General features: G+C 69.0%; 17 protein-coding genes, 1 other RNA gene and 2 pseudogenes. 7 read left to right on the top strand and 13 right to left on the bottom strand.

Translation table 11 applies throughout. The annotated features are described in order from the left end of the window. Nucleotides 1-18: 18 nt before the first annotated feature. The gene (locus ACZ60M_RS14025; protein WP_465418028.1) at nt 19-777 is read right to left on the bottom strand and encodes a sulfite exporter TauE/SafE family protein; all 759 of its coding nucleotides are present in this window, start codon (nt 775-777) and stop codon (nt 19-21) included. Nucleotides 778-808: 31 nt separating this feature from the next. Here ACZ60M_RS14025 and rnpB point away from each other — a divergent pair. Further along, nucleotides 809-1,193, top strand: an RNA gene (rnpB, locus tag ACZ60M_RS14020) — RNase P RNA component class A. A gap of 27 nt (nt 1,194-1,220) precedes the next feature. Continuing rightward, nucleotides 1,221-1,979 carry a PP2C family serine/threonine-protein phosphatase gene (locus ACZ60M_RS14015; RefSeq protein ID WP_465418026.1) on the top strand — a complete coding sequence of 253 codons (759 nt, stop codon included), beginning with the start codon at nt 1,221-1,223 and terminating at the stop codon, nt 1,977-1,979. Here the strand turns inward: ACZ60M_RS14015 and ACZ60M_RS14010 are convergent. From ACZ60M_RS14010 to ctaC, 3 genes are all read right to left on the bottom strand, one after another. After that, on the bottom strand, nt 1,976-2,476 hold the full coding sequence (locus ACZ60M_RS14010; RefSeq protein WP_465418065.1) for an NUDIX hydrolase: 501 nt from the start codon (nt 2,474-2,476) through the stop codon (nt 1,976-1,978). The genes ACZ60M_RS14015 and ACZ60M_RS14010 overlap by 4 nt on opposite strands. 90 nt (nt 2,477-2,566) lie before the next feature. Continuing rightward, nucleotides 2,567-3,013, bottom strand: coding sequence for a cytochrome c oxidase subunit 4 (locus ACZ60M_RS14005; RefSeq protein WP_465418024.1), 447 nt, complete (start codon nt 3,011-3,013; stop codon nt 2,567-2,569). Between the two features lie 10 nt (nt 3,014-3,023). Beyond that, on the bottom strand, nt 3,024-3,944 hold the full coding sequence (ctaC, locus tag ACZ60M_RS14000) for an aa3-type cytochrome oxidase subunit II (RefSeq protein ID WP_465418022.1): 921 nt from the start codon (nt 3,942-3,944) through the stop codon (nt 3,024-3,026). A 141-nt stretch (nt 3,945-4,085) separates the two neighbouring features. Between ctaC and ACZ60M_RS13995 the strand changes: the two genes are divergently transcribed. The 3 genes from ACZ60M_RS13995 (at nt 4,086) to ACZ60M_RS13985 (ending at nt 6,631) form a co-directional block, all read left to right on the top strand. Continuing rightward, nucleotides 4,086-5,201: a cysteine desulfurase family protein gene (locus tag ACZ60M_RS13995; RefSeq protein ID WP_465418021.1), complete on the top strand. Its 1,116-nt coding sequence runs from the start codon at nt 4,086-4,088 to the stop codon at nt 5,199-5,201. 176 nt (nt 5,202-5,377) lie between these two features. Next, a complete protein-coding gene (locus ACZ60M_RS13990) occupies nt 5,378-5,980 on the top strand; it encodes a superoxide dismutase (protein ID WP_465418019.1) in 603 nt (200 codons plus the stop codon). A 42-nt stretch (nt 5,981-6,022) separates the two neighbouring features. Continuing rightward, nucleotides 6,023-6,631, top strand: coding sequence for a DUF4291 domain-containing protein (locus tag ACZ60M_RS13985; RefSeq protein WP_465418018.1), 609 nt, complete (start codon nt 6,023-6,025; stop codon nt 6,629-6,631). 14 nt (nt 6,632-6,645) lie between these two features. Here the strand turns inward: ACZ60M_RS13985 and ACZ60M_RS13980 are convergent. After that, nucleotides 6,646-7,143, bottom strand: a pseudogene (locus tag ACZ60M_RS13980) (TetR/AcrR family transcriptional regulator); the annotation flags it as partial. A gap of 134 nt (nt 7,144-7,277) precedes the next feature. On the opposite strand from ACZ60M_RS13980, the gene ACZ60M_RS13975 reads away from it, so the two are divergent. Both ACZ60M_RS13975 and ACZ60M_RS13970 read left to right on the top strand, forming a co-directional pair. Further along, nucleotides 7,278-7,754, top strand: a complete 477-nt coding sequence (locus ACZ60M_RS13975; protein ID WP_465418016.1) for a GNAT family N-acetyltransferase — start codon at nt 7,278-7,280, stop codon at nt 7,752-7,754. Nucleotides 7,755-7,834: 80 nt separating this feature from the next. Continuing rightward, a pseudogene (locus ACZ60M_RS13970) lies at nt 7,835-8,254 on the top strand (toxin-antitoxin system YwqK family antitoxin); the annotation flags it as partial. A 3-nt stretch (nt 8,255-8,257) separates the two neighbouring features. Here ACZ60M_RS13970 and ACZ60M_RS13965 read toward each other — a convergent pair. From ACZ60M_RS13965 to ACZ60M_RS13930, 8 genes are all read right to left on the bottom strand, one after another. After that, on the bottom strand, nt 8,258-8,728 hold the full coding sequence (locus tag ACZ60M_RS13965; protein ID WP_465418014.1) for an NUDIX domain-containing protein: 471 nt from the start codon (nt 8,726-8,728) through the stop codon (nt 8,258-8,260). Between the two features lie 10 nt (nt 8,729-8,738). After that, nucleotides 8,739-9,764, bottom strand: a complete 1,026-nt coding sequence (locus ACZ60M_RS13960) for a phosphotransferase (RefSeq protein WP_465418012.1) — start codon at nt 9,762-9,764, stop codon at nt 8,739-8,741. Between the two features lie 49 nt (nt 9,765-9,813). Then, nucleotides 9,814-10,569 (bottom strand): arginase family protein, encoded by a 756-nt coding sequence (locus ACZ60M_RS13955; protein WP_465418010.1) that lies wholly within the window; start codon nt 10,567-10,569, stop codon nt 9,814-9,816. An 18-nt stretch (nt 10,570-10,587) separates the two neighbouring features. Then, nucleotides 10,588-11,628 carry an ABC transporter ATP-binding protein gene (locus tag ACZ60M_RS13950; RefSeq protein ID WP_465418008.1) on the bottom strand — a complete coding sequence of 347 codons (1,041 nt, stop codon included), beginning with the start codon at nt 11,626-11,628 and terminating at the stop codon, nt 10,588-10,590. After that, a complete protein-coding gene (locus tag ACZ60M_RS13945; RefSeq protein WP_465418007.1) occupies nt 11,618-12,655 on the bottom strand; it encodes an ABC transporter ATP-binding protein in 1,038 nt (345 codons plus the stop codon). Before ACZ60M_RS13945 ends, ACZ60M_RS13950 begins: the two co-directional genes overlap by 11 nt. 5 nt (nt 12,656-12,660) lie before the next feature. Then, nucleotides 12,661-13,581 (bottom strand): ABC transporter permease, encoded by a 921-nt coding sequence (locus tag ACZ60M_RS13940; protein WP_465418005.1) that lies wholly within the window; start codon nt 13,579-13,581, stop codon nt 12,661-12,663. Then, nucleotides 13,574-14,584, bottom strand: a complete 1,011-nt coding sequence (locus ACZ60M_RS13935; protein ID WP_465418003.1) for an ABC transporter permease — start codon at nt 14,582-14,584, stop codon at nt 13,574-13,576. Before ACZ60M_RS13935 ends, ACZ60M_RS13940 begins: the two co-directional genes overlap by 8 nt. Nucleotides 14,585-14,649: 65 nt before the next feature. Then, nucleotides 14,650-16,308, bottom strand: coding sequence for a peptide ABC transporter substrate-binding protein (locus ACZ60M_RS13930; protein WP_465418064.1), 1,659 nt, complete (start codon nt 16,306-16,308; stop codon nt 14,650-14,652). Between the last annotated feature and the right edge of the window lie 76 nt (nt 16,309-16,384).

Raw genomic sequence — 16,384 nt, 5'->3', positions numbered from 1 at the left:
TCCGGGAAGTGGTCTGGATCAGAGCGAGCGGGCCAGCAGGACCCCGGAGAGCACGAGGCCGTAGACGACGATCGCGATCCGAAGCGGCCGTTCGGGGATCTTCTGGAAGACCCGCGCGCCGATGTACCCGCCGATGAACGTGGCGGGCACGAGCACGCCGATCGCCCACCATGCGACGTCGGCCCAGATGCCGTACATGACGCTGGTGACGACGCCGACGAGCATGGTGCAGAAGTTCTTCAGCGCGCCGACGCGGCCGAGGGTCTCCGAGACGCCCATGGCGATCACGGCCATGAGGATCAGGCCGAGCGCCGCGTTGAAGTACGAGCCGTACATGCACCCGGCGAACACGCCGATGTGGAGGACCGCAGGATGGAGGGCCCGGCCGCCGTTGAGCTTGGTGACCTTCCGGTTCACCCACGGGCCGATCGCCATGAGCACGGTCGCGGCGAGGACCAGGAACGGCACGATCGCCTCGAACACCGAGTGCGGGGTGTTCAAGAGCAGCAGCGCGCCGCAGACCGAAGCGGCCAAGGCCGTGGGGATCAGACCCAGCGCCCGGCGCTTCTGCCCGCGCAGGTTCTCGCGGGAGCCGACGGCGGCGGCCGCGTAGGCGGGCGCGACGGCGATGCCGTTGGTGGCGTTCGCCTGGAGCGGGGGCACGCCCACGGCCATCAGCGTCGGGTACGTGATGAGCGAGCCGCCTCCGGCCACGGCGTTGAGGCCGCCGCCGACGAGGCCGGCGAGCAGCAGTGCGGAGACCTGGAGCAGATTCATGGCTCAGGCAGCGTACGCTTGACCGCTGGAACGAGTCGGCCAGGCGGTCGCGGCGGATGCGGGAGACCACATCCGGCGAGGAACGTCCGGGCTCCACAGGGCAGGGTGGTTGCTAACGGCAACCCGGGGCGACCCGCGGGACAGTGCCACAGAAAAGAGACCGCCGGCTTCGGCCGGTAAGGGTGAAACGGTGGTGTAAGAGACCACCAGCGCGGCCGGTGACGGCAGCGGCTCGGTAAACCCCACCCGGAGCAAGGTCAAGAGGCGCCGCGAGGCGCTGCGTGAAGGTTCGAGGGCGGCCCGCCCGAGTTCGCAAGAACGCCTTCGCGGGTAGACCGCTCGAGCACGCCAGCAATGGCGCGCCTAGATGGATGGCCGCTCAACGACAGAACCCGGCGTATCGGTCGGCTCGTTCCCCTGGCTTTGCAGTGAGGACTCCCGTTTTGATCGAGGTCATGGCGGCGTCGCGCCCTGGTGGGGCGGCGCCGAACGAGGATTTCCATCTGGTCGGCGACGATTGGGCGCTGGTGCTGGACGGCATCACGCGGTATCCGGACGACGGCTGTGTTCATGATGTGCCCTGGTACGTGCGGCTGCTGGGGGCGGCGATCGCGGTGCGGATCGGCGGAGCGGACCTCAGGGTGGCGCTCGCGGAGGCGATCGAGGCGGTGAACTCTCTGCACGCTCATTCGTGCGATCTGCGGAATCCGGTGACGCCCGGTGCCACGGTGGCGGTCGTGCGGCGCGTCGGGGACCGGGTCGAGTGGCTGGTGCTCGGGGACTGCGCGATCGCGGTCCGGGACCGAAAGAACGCGGTCACCGTTGAGTCGGACGGTCGGCTGGCCGGACTCAAGGGTGTGCCCGCTGTCGATGTGGCCGGGGTGTGGCGGTGGCCCGTGGAGTACGTCGCGAGCGTGCGCAACCGCGAGGGCGGGTACTGGGTCGCGGCGGCCGATCCGGAGGCGGCCGGGCAGGCGTTCACTGGGTCGTGGCCTGTCGAAGAGGTCGGTGACATGCTGCTGTGCACCGACGGGCTGACGCGGCTGGTCGAGCGGTACGGGTTCGAGTGGCCCGCCCTGTTCGAGTCGGGTGTGGAGGACCTGATCGGGCTCGTGCGGGAACTGGAGACGGGCGATACGCGGTTCCGTCCGGGCGCGAAGCGGCACGATGACGCGACCGGGGTGCGGCTGCGCTGGGTTTAGGCGAGCGGCCCGAGCTTGTAGTGGGCCAGGAGCTTCGCGGTGGCGCGGGTCATCTCGGGGAGGTCGTCGACGGGGTGCCAGCCGGCGTCCCAGACTTCGTGGCCGTCGACGAGGATCTGCGTGGTCTCGGGGTCGCGTTCGAGGTGGAAGACGTTGTCGACCCAGCGGCCCGAGGTGTGGACGACCGCGCACGGGTCGGCGGGGACCAGCTCGGCGAGTTCGGCTTCGATGCCGGTCTCCTCGGCGAGTTCGCGGCGGGCGCCTTCGATCGGCTGCTCGCGGCGGTTGAGGAGGCCCGCGGGGAGGGTCCAGCGCTTCCCGGGCGGCTGGCGCAGCATGAGGAGGCGTTCGCGGTCGGCGTCCATGACGAGGACGACCGAGCCGAGCGTGTAGGTCGGCGTGGCGATCCGCACGATCCGGCGGCGCATCACGGGCGGCAGGTTGTAGAACACCACTCCGGCGAGGCGCCGCAGCAGCGGCGCCTTCCGGCGCTGCACAGAGGGAGTCACCGCCAAACCCTAACCTTTCCCCTTGGGGCAACGGGAAAGGCCCGGAGCGAGCTACTCCGGGCCTTCCAACGCGTATCGCTACTGCGGGCCGAGCTTGCGGGTGCCCGTGTAGTACTCGAAGGTCAGGCCGCCGACGGCGAAGAGGATAGCGACGACGCCCGCGAACATCATCCACGGGAGCCAGAACACGACGCCCACACCGGCGAACACGGCGGTGAAGGCCAGGCCCAGGGGCCAGTACGAGCCGGGGCTGAAGAAGCCGACCTCGCCCGAGACGTCGGAGATCTCGCCGTCGGCGCGGTCCTCCGGGCGCGGGTCGATGCGGCGGGAGATCACCCAGAACACCAGCCACACCATGCCGGTGAGCAGGCCGGAGAAGATCAGCGCGACGGTGCCGACCCACTCGACCTCGTTCGGCACGCCGTAGGCCGGGTTCTCGTTGATGTAGGTGACGTACCCGTAGATGGCCGCGAAGATGAACATCGAGACCATGACGATGAAGAAAAGGCGGTTCTCGGTCTTCATAGCTGCTCCCCTAGCTCGCTTCGCCAGTGGCCTGGTCGGTGTCGAACGGGTGGGTCGTGGTCGCGTACGGCTCCTGGCCGATCAGCTCCAGCGCCTCAGGCGTCGACAGGCCCTCGACTCGGGCGTTCACGAAGGTCTCGTAGTCCTCCGGCGAGACGACGCGCATCTCGAAGTTCATGAAGGCGTGGTAGGCGCCGCAGAGCTCGGCGCAGCGGCCCACGAAGGTGCCCTCGGACTTGAAGTCGACCTCCCAGCGGGTGGTCTGCGCGTCCGATCCGGGGATGAGGTCGCGCTTGAAGAGCAGGTCCGGGACCCAGAAGGAGTGGATGACGTCCTCGGCGTTGCCGACGAAGCGCACGTCCTCCTGGTTGGGGACCACGATGATCGGGATGTAGCCCGAGTCGCCGGTCTCGGTGACGGGCTGTCCGTTCGCGCCGACGAGCGGCTCGCACTCCTCGTCGGAGTACGTGAACTGCCAGTTCCACTTGAACGCGGTGACGTTCGTGCAGTTCTGGGGCTCGTCGCTCATCTCGGTGACGTTGTCCTGCACGATGACCGTGTAGTAGAACAGGATGCCGATGAGCACGAACGGCAGCGCCGTGAAGGTGAGCTCGGCGGGCAGGTTGTACTTGGTCTGGCGGGGCAGCTCGGTGTCGCTGTCCTTCTTCTTGTAGGCGGCGATGCACCAGAAGGTCAGCCCCCACACGATGACGCCGACCGCGAGCGCGGCGACCGTGGAGCCGATCCACAGGTCGAACATCTGCTCGGACTGGGTCGTGGGGCGCGTGCGCGGCCAGCCCAGGTAGAACGCGTCGTCAAGGCTGCACCCCGCGAGCACGATCGGGAGCAGCGCGGCGATCCCGGTGAGACCTATCGCGCGGCGGGCTCGGCCGCGACGTTCTCGGGACGGTTTTCCGACCACCTGTCTCATGCCTTTCTCAGCGCTCGGCTCCGCGTCCGCCGCCGGGCGGGCGGCAAGGCGCAGATCTTGACGGCAAGAGCCTACTGCTTGGCCCGGGCCCGGAAGTGCAAGGGGTTGGGTTCGCGGCGGGATGTCTTCTACATTTGACTGGTGACCGACACGTACTTCGACGGCGCGACCGCGCAGCCGCCCCATCCGGCGGCCCGCGATGCTTATGCTGCGGCTTTGTCGGAGGGCTGGGCGGGGCCCGGCCGACTGTACACATTGGGCCGGCGGTCCCGGATGCTGCTGGAGGCGGCGCGCCAGTCGGCGGCCGCGTCCCTGGGCGTGAGCCCTGATGAGGTCACTTTCACATCGAGCGGGACACAGGCCGTGCACGCGGGCGTACTCGGCGTCATCGCCGCCCGGAGCGAGCCGGGGCCGCTGGTGCACAGCGCCGTGGAGCACTCGTCGGTCCTGCACGCGGCCCAGTGGCACGAGCGTTCGGGAGGGACTGTCGTCTCGGTCCCGGTCGACCGGCTCGGGCGGGTCGACGTCGACCCGCTCGCGGGGGTAGAGGACGCCTCGGTGCTGGCCGTGCAGAGCGCGAACCACGAGGTCGGGACCCGTCAGCCGATCGCGGCGATCGCCCAGAACATCGGGGGCGTGCCGCTGGTGTGCGACGCGGCGGCGAGCCTGCCGTGGGAGCCGGTGCCCGAGGGGTGGTCGGTGCTCGCGGCCAGCGCCCGGAAGTGGGGCGGGTTCGCGGGTGCGGGGCTTCTGGTGGTGCGCAAGGGGACGCGCTGGCGTAACCCGTTCCCGGGCGAGGACTCCTCCATCCGGGAGGCGATCGGCGAGGTCGACGTGCCTGCGGCGGTGGCGGCGGCGGCTTCGCTGCGGGCGGTGGTCGCCGAGCGCGAGGAGCTGTCGAAGCGGGTGCGGGCGATGACGGAGCGGATCAGGGAGCACATCGTCGATACCGTCCCTGAGGTTGAGTTGCCGGGCGACCCGGTGGACCGGCTGCCGAACATCGTCACGTTCTCGTGCCTGGGTGTGGACGGCGAGGTGCTGCTGACGGAGTTGAACCGGGCGGGGTTCGCGGTGTCGTCGGGTTCGGCGTGCGCTTCGACGCGGCTGCGGCCTTCGCATGTGCTGCAGGCGATGGGGGTGCTCAGCCACGGGAACGTGCGGGTGTCGCTGCACCGGGAGACCACCGAGGACGAGGTGGACCGGTTCCTGGAGGTGCTGCCGGGCATCGTGGAGGGCATCCGGCGGCTGTCCCGGTAGCGTCCGGAGGCGCCGTGCGTTAGGGCTTGCGCGCCTTCGGGTTCGGTGGTTCGGACCTTGGTCCTAAGACGATCGGGATCACGGGGCGACCCGTGCCGAGTTCTATTGCAAAGAGTTTGCAACTGTGGAAGCGTGGCTGTAGCCAAGTACTGCCAAGAAAAGTGAGAGAGGCGATCATGACCGTCTACACGCTTCCCGACCTGCCCTACGACTACGGCTCGCTGGAGCCGCACATCAACGGGCACATCCTCGAGCTGCACCACGACAAGCACCACGCCGCTTACGTCAAGGGCGCCAACGACATGCTGGAGCGCATCGAGGAGGCGCGCGACAAGGGCGACTTCTCCGGGATCGTCGGGCTCGAGAAGACCCTCGCGTTCAACGTCTCCGGGCACGTGCTGCATTCCCTGTACTGGGAGAACATGAGCCCCGAGGGCGGCGGGCGGCCCGAGGGCGAGCTGGCGGACGCGGTCAACGAGTACTTCGGGTCGTTCGAGGGCTTCCACGGGCAGCTCTCGGCGGCGACGACGCTCGTGCAGGGCTCGGGCTGGGGCGTGCTGTCGTACGAGCCGGTCTCCAAGCGGCTCATCGTGGAGCAGGTCTACGACCACCACGGGAACGTCGCGCAGACCTCGGTCCCGCTGCTGGCGTTCGACGCTTGGGAGCACGCGTACTACCTGCAGTACAAGAACGTCCGCCCCGACTTCGTGAAGGCGATGTGGGAGGTCGTGAACTGGCAGGACGTCGCTGCGCGGTACGCGGCCGCGACCGCCGCCTAAACCGGTTTGCCGCATGGGCCGGGTCCTGGGAGGATTCGGCCCATGCCGATCCCCCCTCGACAGATCCGGGCCGTCTTCGACGACGCCGCGATCACCGTCTACCAGGCCTACGCCCCCGAGATCGCCGAACCCGCGCTGGCCGCGCAGACGTTCGTCCCGCCGTTCAAGCGCGAGCGCATGACGTGGATCAAGCCGTCGTTCCTGTGGATGATGTACCGGTGCGGGTGGGCGGCCAAGCCCGGCCAGACCCGGGTGCTGGCGATCCGCATCAGCCGCGAGGGGTTCTTTTGGTCGCTGGCGAACTCGTGCGGGAGCAGTCCCGCTGCGGGCGAGACCGAGGACGCGTGGAAGGCCCGGCTTGCGGCATCTCCGGTGCGGGTCCAGTGGGACCCGGAGCGGGACGTGCGCCTGGCGCGGCTGGAGCACCGGTCCATCCAGATCGGACTGTCGGGCGAGGCGGTGGGTCTGTATGCGGGCCAGTGGATCAAGGGCATCGAGGACGTGACGGCGCTCGCGCAGGACATCGGCTCGAAGGTCGCCGCCGGTCGCCTTGACGAGGCCCGCGCGCTGCTGCCGGACGAGCGGCCGTTCCCGCTGGATGCGGCCACGGCCGACTTCATCCGGGCCACCCCTAACGCCGTCAGGCTGTAGACGGCCAGCATCGAGTCGAGCAGGGCCTCTTGGGCTGCGGCGCTGTAGGTCTCGGGGTCGAAGCAGGCGAGCTGGGCGGCGCCTTCGGTGGCGCCGACGAGCGCGAAGACGGCGGTGTCGACCCGCTCAGGCCCCCAGTCGGGCGCGGCGGCGGACACGAGGCGCGCGACCCGGTCGCGCCAGACGCGGTTGTTCTTGCGGTGCAAGGCGATCAGCTCCTCGTCCCCCACTGACGCGGCGAGGAACCCCATCCACACGAGCGCTTCCTGGGCGGAGTCCTCGTTGAGCGCCATGCCTTGGGCGAGGACGGCGCGGAGCGCGGCGCGCGGCGACGGGGCCTCGGCTTCGAGGCGTTCGACGCGCACGCGGGTGCGGGCGTGGAGGAGGTCGCGGGCGTGCGTGAGCAGGGCTTTGCGGCCGGGGAACCGGTGCATCACCAGGCCGGTGGTGCACCCGGCTTCGGCGGCGACCGCGCGGATCGTCAAATGCTCGATGCCTCTGCCCGCGAGGATGCTCCAGACCGCTTTCGAGATCCGCTCCTGCTGCGCTTCGTGGTCGGCCCTGCGTGCGATGGCCCTGCCCTCCTCGTTGTCGTAACAAGTGTTACGGTAACACTTGTTACGACAACTCTGACGAGGAGGACCCCATGTCGACCACCCTGACCTGGACCATCGAAGCCCGCGACTGGGACGACCCGCAGGGGACCGCGCTGCGCACGAGCCAGCGCGCCGAACTCGACGAGCGGTACGGCTGCGACGACCACGAACCGGGCCCGCTGCCGTCCGCTGCGGACGTCTCGGTCTTCCTCATGGCGTTCGGCCCCGGCGGTGAGGCGGTCGCGTGCGGCGCGCTGCGCGAGCTCGACGCCGCATCGGCCGAGGTCAAGCGCATGTACGTGGTCCCCGGGTCGCGCGGCTCCGGCGTCGCGGCCGCTTTGCTCGCCGCGCTGGAGGACGCCGCCCGCGGGCGGGGCTGGACCACCGTGAAGCTCGAGACGGGCGTGGAGCAGCCCGAGGCGATCCGCTTCTACGAGCGCGAGGGCTACCACCGGATTCCGCGCTTCGGGCACTACGCCGACTGGGACATCTCGGTCTGCTACGCGAAGGACCTGGTCAAAGCCTGAGTGCGCACGCCTGGGAGCGCTTAGGCTCGGCGGTGGGCCGTGCAGCTCGCGCGGCCCGCCGAGCCGATGGGAGGCCGACCATGGGAAAGCCGGAGGGGCCGCGCCCCGAGGACGCCCCGAACCGCCTCGACGACCAGGGCCGCAAGACCGGCCTGTGGGCCGAGGAGGACGCCCACGGTGGCTTCGTCGTCGGCGACTACGTCGCGGACCAGCGCGAGGGCATGTGGCGCCACTACGCGGACGACGGCCGCCTGCGTTCCGAAGGCGGCTACGCCGACGGCCTCCTCCACGGCCAGTGGACCTGGTGGCGCGCCAACAAGCAGCTCCTCCAGCGCGGCGACTTCGACCACGAGAAGCGCCAGGGCCTCTGGGAGCGCTGGACCGCCGAGGGCGCCCTCATCGACAGCGGCCGCTACGAGCAGGACAAGAAAGTCGGCGAGTGGCACTACTACCACCCCGACGGCACCATCAAGAAGACCACAGTCCACAAGCCCCGCAAGGCCTTAGCGGAACGGTTGATACACGGCCCTGCCGGTGCGCCTCGCTTCGAGTGCGAGGGCGAGCCGCGCCCGGTTGAACTCGCCGCAGCGTTCAAGCGCCTGCTCGGGGGTGAAGAACCCGAACGCCTCGATCTCGCCGGGCCGGGGCCGGATCGCGGCGGGATCATCGATGACGCCCGCGTCGAAGACGTAATAGGTCAAGGGCTCGGCGATGAGGCCGGTGTCGGTCAGCCAGTCGACCACGAGAAGATCGCCGACGTCGAGGCGCAGGCCGAGCTCTTCCTCGATCTCGCGGGCGCATCCCTCATGCGGCGACTCGCCCCGGTCGACCCAGCCGCCCGCGAAGCCCCAGTGGTCGCGGGAAGCCGGTTTGACCAGCAGCACGCGGCCCTCCGGGTCGGTGATGAATGCGGCCGCGCCCGTTCCCGAGACTGCGATCCGGTCGATTCGGCTCGGGGTATCCGTGTCAGTCATGCGGCCGAACCTAGCCTGTTCCACCGACAGCCGCCTCGACTGCTTCGAGGTTCGCGGACCACCAGGCGATGAGGCGGTGGTCGTCGAAGAAGAGGTGGTCGCAGGTGGTGCTGGCGCGGTTGTAGTGGAGGTCGAGGTGCCAGCAGTGGGCGAGCATCTTCCACCAGCGGTGGCGGGCGGCGCTGGTGAGGGCGGCCGGGTCGATCGAGCGGACCGCTCGGTAGCCGGTGAGGAAGGCGGCGGTCTTGTCGAGGTCGATGCGGGCGTCGGGAGTGGAGAACTGCCAGGCGGCGGCCCGCACGAGTTCGAGGGCGTACGAGCCGACCCTGATGCGGTCCCAGTCGATGACGGCTTTGACGCGGTCCCCGGACCAGATGAGGTTGAAGTCCTGGCAGTCGCCGTGCGTCCAGCCCTCGGAGCCGGTCGTATCACCCGGGTCCGGCCGGAGGTGGGCATGGGCGGCGATGAGGGCGCGGCGGTCGTGCAGGAGCGGGACGACGGCGCGGTCGAAGTCGTCTTGGGCGGGGCTGTTCGCGGCGAGTTCGAGGAAGCGCCCGGTTTCGGCGAGCGCCGCATCGGGTTCGATGATGGCGGCCGGGACCGGTTGGGGCGCAGGGAGACCGAGAGCAGGGTCGGCGAGGGCGGTGTGGATGCTGGCGATCACCTCGCCCATGTGCCGGGCCTGGGCGGGCGACATGTCCGCGCCCGGGTGGGTGCCTTCGATCCATTCGCAGAGGTAGTAGGAGTTGCCTGCGGTCGCGAAGACCAGATCGCCCCCAGTGGTGGCGATTGGCGGCGCGACCGGGACGCCAGCCTCCGCTAGGCGGTCGAGCAGGCCGAGATTGCGGCCGACGACGGCTGGGTCGCGGTCGGTGAGGTGTTTGAGGGCGAAGCGGCCGCGTTCGCAGTCGAGGTACCAGTTCCGGTTCATCCGGCCGTCGGGCAGGAAGCGCAACTCGTGGACCGCACCGAGTTCGTATGCGGCGGCGATCGCGTCGAGGTCAGCGGGTTTCGGAGCGTCAAGGTCGGTCGGCACCAAGGCAAGTTAGCCGGGGAGGCCGAGTCATGCAGCACCTGGTCGAGCTTTAGCCTGCTTTCAAGACCGCCTCGATGACGTCGCGGCGGAGCGCTTCGGTCTCGGGATCGCCTGGGTCCCAGGTGCAGGCGATGTTGACGGCAACGGCTCTCCCGGTGGCAGCGATGGTGCTCACCGCGCGCACGAACGTCTCCAGGTCCGGGCCCCCGGCGGCCTGGTAGCGGGCGTCGAGGTGCTCGGCGGGATCGATCGTGTCGAGGTCGAGGTTGACCAGGAGCGGGCCCGCGGGCAGGTCTTCGGCCTGCAGTGCCTCGATCGGCAACCGCCGCAACGGGCTCGAGTCGAGGAACTGCTGCTCGGCCGGGTCGAGGTCGCGGGCGTCGACCAGGACGGCGCGGTCTTCGGGAAGCGGGCGGAGCCCGAGGGGCTCGGCGATGGCTTCGGCGCGGTAGCCGAAAGCGAAACGCAGAGCCATGCCGCCGATGTACCCAGAAGTGGTCGTCTCCATGGTCTGGACGTCGCCGTGCGCGTCGACCCAGACCACCGCCGGATCGAGCCCCGCGCGCTGCAGCCCCGCGAGCATCCCGATGGAGACCGTGCAGTCGCCCGAGACCACCGTCAAGTGCCCGCTCTCGGCGTACGATCCCGAGACCACTTGCGCGACACGGTCGTACAGCGCCACAAGGCGCGCCCACACCTCCCCTTCAGGCAGCTCGGGGCGGATGTCGACGATCGCATTCCCGACCGGGAGTGGGAGGTCGGGAATGCGCTCATCGAGGTGGAAAGGCACGTGGAAGACTGCCATCCCTCGAGACTAGCCGAGCTATTTGACGGCGTGGGTGACGTCGCGCTCCTCCGCGTAGAAGCAGGCCGTCGGGTGCGTTCCCTTGTCCCCCACGTCGAGTGTGGGGACCTCCTCGGCACAGTGGTCGGTGGCCTTCCAGCAGCGGGTGCGGAAGCGGCAGCCCGAAGGCGGGTTGATCGGGGACGGCACGTCGCCTTGGAGGATGATCTCGTCGCGCTGGCCGCGCAGGTCCGGGTCGGGGACGGGGACCGCCGAGAGCAGCGCCTGCGTGTACGGGTGGCGCGGATGGTCGTAGATCTCGCGGCCCGTGCCCCGCTCGACCACCTTGCCCAGGTACATGACCGCGACCTCGTCGGCGATGTGGCGCACCACCGACAGGTCGTGCGCGATGAACACGTACGCCAGCCCGAGCTCGTCCTGAAGGCGCTCAAGGAGGTTGATGACCTGCCCCTGGATCGACACGTCCAGGGCGCTCACCGGCTCGTCGAGCACCAGCACCTGCGGGCGCAGCGCCAGGGCGCGGGCGATGCCGATGCGCTGGCGCTGGCCGCCGGAGAACTGGTGCGGGTAGCGGTTCACGTGGTCGGGGCTGAGGCCGACCATGTCGAGCAGCTCCTTCACTTCGTCGGCGCGCTTCGCCTTCGGGACGACGCCGGGATGGATCTCGAAGGGCTCCCCCACGATGTCGCCGACCGTGAGACGCGGGTTGAGGGAGGTGTACGGGTCCTGGAAGACCAGCTGGATGTCCCGCCGGAACGGGCGTATCTTGCGGGTCGAGAGGTTGCTGATCTCCTTGCCCTGCAACTGGATCGAACCGGATGTCGGGGCTTCGAGCCCGACGAGCAGTTTGGCCAGTGTGGACTTCCCGCAGCCGGACTCGCCGACGACGCCGAGGGTCTTGCCCGGGTAGAGCCGCAGGTCGACGCCGTCGACCGCCTGGACGTGGCTCACCGTGCGCTTGATGGCGATGCCGCGCTGGATCGGGAAGTGCTTCACCAGGTCCTTCGCTTCGAGGACCGGCTGGGTGCCCGTATCCGCCTGGCCCAGTTCAGCGTTCATCGGTGTAGACCTCCTCGGCGAAGTGGCAGCGGCTGCCGTGGTGCTCGGCCGGTTCGAGCCAGGGCGGGATGTCCGTGGCGCACTTGTCCTCGGCCGCGAAGCAGCGCTCGTGGAACGTGCAGCCGCCCGGCAGCTTGGCCGGGTTCGGCGGGAGGCCGCGGATGACCTCGAGTTGCTGCCCGACCGTGTCGACGCGCGGGATCGCGCGCAGCAGCGACTTCGTGTACGGGTGGGCGGGGCGCTTGAAGGTCTCGCGGATACTCGCCCGCTCGACCACCTCGCCCGCGTACATGACCGCCACGTCGTCGGCGACGTCGGCGACCACGCCGAGGTCGTGGGTGATGAGGATCAGGCCCATGTGCCGCTCGGCCTGTATCCGCTTGAGCAGCCGCATGATCTGGGCCTGGACCGTGACGTCGAGGGCCGTGGTCGGCTCGTCCGCGATGAGGACCTCCGGGTCGAGCGCGAGGGCCATCGCGATCATGACGCGCTGGCGCATGCCGCCGGAGAACTGGTGCGGGTAGTGGCCGACCCGGTTCTTCGCGTCGGGGATGCCGACGAGGTCGAGGAGTTCGACCGCCCGGGCCTTGGAATCGGCGCGGCTGAGGCCGCGGTGGACGCGGAACAGCTCGCCGATCTGGAACCCGACCGACCAGAGTGGATTGAGCGCGGACAGGGCGTCCTGGAAGACGATGGCGATGTGGTTGCCGCGCACGGTCCGGCGCGTCTCCTCGTCCTGCTTGAGGAGGTCGACGCCGTGGAGGAGGACGCGGCCGCCGGTGATGTGCCCCGGCGGGGTGTCGAGGATGCCCATGATCGCCTGGGAGGTCACCGACTTGCCCGAGCCGGACTCGCCGACCACGGCCAGTGTGCGGCCCTGCTCGACGGTGAAGCTCGCGCCGCGCACGGCCGGTATCCGCTTGCCGCGCACCTGGAACTCGACGCGCAGATCGTCCACTTCGAGCAGTGGCGCGTTCAGGTCGGCGCCGGGCAGGGTGTCCCCGACGACGCGCATGGTCTCTGCCATCGCGCTCACCTCAGTTTCGGGTCGAGGGCGTCGCGGAGCGCGTCGCCGAAGGTCGCGAACGCGAACACGGTCAGGATGAGCAGCGCCAGCGGCCAGGCGAAGAGGTAGACGTAGCCGCCTCCGGCCCACTCGGTGCCCTTGGACAGCAGCACGCCCCAGCTGGTGGCGGGCGGCTGGACGCCGATGCCGAGCACGGCCAGGGCCGCCTCGGTGACGATGATCCCGCCGATGGTGGTGGGCACGATCGCGGTGACGGGCACGATCGCGTTGGGCAGGATGTGCTTGAACATGATCCGCCGGTCGCTGGCGCCGAGGCACCGGGCGGCGACCACGTAGTCGAGGTTCTTCGACTCCAGCGTCGCAGCCCGGGTGTAGCGGCAGAACTCCATCCAGCCGAACAGGGTCAGCGCGAGCGCCGGTGCGGCGATCGTCTCGAACAGGTTGTCGGCGGAGACGCGGCCGCGGAAGAGGCTGAGGATCAGCATGGCGCCCATGAGCATCGGGATCACGATGAAGACGTCGAGCGCGCGGGAGATGACCCCGTCGGTCCAGCCGCCGTAGTACCCGGCGTAGATGCCGAGGACCAGGCCGATGAGGGCCGAGGCGATGATGACGCTGAGCGCCAGCGTGATCGTGGGCCGGGTGCCGTGGACGAGGGTCGCGGCGAAGTCGCAGCCGAACGCATCGGTCCCCAGTGGATGGTCTCCGGTGAACCAGGTGGCGGGCCGCTCCTTGGCTTCGCGTCCGAAGCAGGTCGTCGGGTCCTTGTCGGTGAACAGGCCCGGGAAGGCCGCCATCGCGAACACGAACAGGAGCACGACGGAGGCGATGATGACGTCGGGCCGCTTCCGCATGGTGTGGAAGGCGTCCGACCACAGGGTCGCCTGCCGTTCAGCGCTCGGGGCGGGGGCGGTCAGCTCACTCATAGCGAATCCTCGGGTCGAATGCGGCATAGAGGAGGTCGACGACCACGCTCACGAAGACCACCACGACCGCCGAGACGGAGAGCCCGACGATGACGAGGTTGCCCTCCTGGCGCTGCACGGCCTCGAAGATCATCCGGCCCATGCCGGGAATCCCCATGACGCCCTCGGTGAGGACGGCCCCGGAGAGCATGAAGGCGAAGAGGAACCCGATGCCGGTGATGATCGGGATCATCGAGTTGCGGATCACGTGCACGATCGTGATGCGCATCGGCTTGAGGCCCTTGGCCTTCGCGGTCCGGACGAAGTCCGAGCCGAGGTTCTCCAGCTGCGCGGCGCGGATGAGGCGGGTCATGGTGGCCAGGCCGACCGTGCCGACGATGATGCCGGGGATGATGATCGTGGTCCACGGGTAGTCGGGGTTGTAGTTGGGTCTGAACACCTGGCCCATGAAGGACTCGGTGCCCCATATACCTCTGGCCCAGCGGGTGAGCGGGACCGCGACTATGTACACGTAGGACAAGAGGATGAGGAACACCGGGACGGAGTCGGCCAGGATGGTCGTGCCCCGCACGGTGTGGTCGATGAGCTTCCCGCGGTGGCGCGCGGCCCAGGTGCCCAGCACCATCGAGACCGCGACGAGCGTGATCGTCGCGAACACGAAGAGCCGCAGCGTGTTCGGGATGTAGATGGCGAGGAGCTGGGCGACGTCGCGGTTGCCGTTGAGGGTGGTGCCGAGGTCGCCGGTGACGTACTGCTGGAGGCGGTCGACGAACGGCACGAGGCAGGGGTCGCCGATGCGTTCGTAGCATTTGTTGTCGAGCCCGTAGAGCCGTTCGACCTGCGCGAGCATCGCCGGGTCGGGCGTGCGCTCGCCTCCGAAGAACAGCGTCGCGGGGTTGCCGCGGATCTGGACCGAGAGCGCCATCAGGTAGTGCAGCAGGAAGAGCACGATGCCGAGGGTGAGCAGCGCTTGGAGGAGACGGCGGATGACGTAGCGTCCCATGGGTTATCCGTTCTGAGGGATGCGGGCGGGCCGCTTCCGGCCCGCCCGCTGTAGGGAGTCGCTGTCTACTTGAAGGTGACTTCGCGCAGCTCGCAGTCGCCGCCCGGGCCCGAGTAGATCGGGTGGACGTAGACGTTCTCGAGGCGGTCGGTGTAGAAGTAGTTGAACTTCTCACCGAACACCGGGGCGCTCGGCATGTCCGCGGCGAGGATCGCCTCGGCCTCCTGGTAGAGCGCGACCGCTTCATCCAGAGTGGACGCGGCACCGGCCGCGGCGATCTTCGCGTCGTATTCGGCGTTCGCATAACCCATGTCGTTGGTGTCGACACCGCCGCCGTAGATCGGCTCCAGGTAGTTCTCGTTCAGGTTGTAGTCGGGGCTCCAGCCGTTGCGGAACGGCCCGTCGAGCTGGTGTCCCTCGCGGGCGGGCAGGTAGTCCGTCCACTCCATGGTGACCAGCTCGTACTCGATCCCGAGCGACTGCGAGATGGAGTCGCCGATGGCGCGGAAGATGTCCACGTTGTCGTTCGCGTCGTTGACCCAGATCTTGAGCTTCTCGCCCTCGGGCCAGCCGCCGGCCTGCGCCAGCAGGTCCTTCGCGCCTTCAGGGTCGTACGTGCAGTACTCGCCGCAGGTGCCCTGGCCGCCGCCGAGGATCGAGGCGGGGACGAAGGTGTCGAGCGGGTAGAAGCGCTCGGGGCCGACCACGTTGAGCACGCCCTCGCGGTCGATGGCCATGGAGATGGCGCGGCGCAGGTTGACGTCCTGGAACTTGGGGTCGTACAGCGGGAACGAGAGCATCAGGATGCTCGGGTCCTCCTGCTGGATCAGGCGCGTCGTGAGGTCCTCGTCGGTCATCGCCGTCTCGTAGTCCGCCGCGGTCGGGCGGCAGACGTCGATGTCGCCGGTGAGGAAGTCGGCCCAGCAGTCGTCGCCCGCGAGGTAGACCTTCCACTTGACGCCGTCGATGCTCGCCGGCATGTCGCCCGCGTAGTCCTCCCAGCGGACCACGCTGCCGCCCGCCTCGATGTCGTACTCCTCTTCGAACATGAAGGGGCCGTTACCGATCGGCTTCTTCTCACAGGCCTCCACATTGTCCAGGCACTCCTGGGCGACGGGGTAGAACGCCTCGTAGCCGAGCATCGTGGGGAAGCCGAGGAACGGCGCGGAGAGCTTGACCTCGAGGGTGAGGTCGTCGACCGCGGTGAGACCGGAGAGGTGGGTGGTCTCGACCGGGTCGTACTCGGGGACCTCCGGGTCGGCCCAAGTGTCCTCGGGCTTCGGCGCGGGGTTCATCGCGTCGTAGCCTTCGACCGTGGCGAAGAAGTAGTTCAGCGGCAGTACGTTGGGCGCGTAAGCGGTACGGTCCCACGAGCGGATGAACGCGTCGGCGTTCACCGCCTCGCCATTGTGGAACGTCAGGCCTTCCTTGATCTTGATGGTCCAGGTCTGGTTGTCGGTCGAGGTGATCTCCTCGGCGGCCAGGTTCTCCGGTTCGCCGGTCTCGCGGTCGTAGTAGACCAGGCCGTCGTAGACGTTCTTGATGATCCGGAAGCCCTCGGACTCGCCCGAGCCCCCCGGAATGAGACTGCGGACGTCGCCGATCTGCATGTTGACGATGGCGTCGCCGCCGCCTCCACCGCCGACATCGCCCTCGTCTCCAGTACAGGCGGCGGTCGCCACCGTCATTCCGGCGGCGGCGACCGCGGCCACCGTCATTCGCATTCGTCGCACTGGACGCTCCAGAGTGTGAGTGGGTCGTGGGATACCTCACACCATGTCGCACAACACACTCAAAAGA

The sequence above is a fragment of the Glycomyces sp. NPDC050141 genome, assembly GCF_055586545.1.
This window is presented reverse-complemented; position numbering and strand designations above follow the sequence as displayed.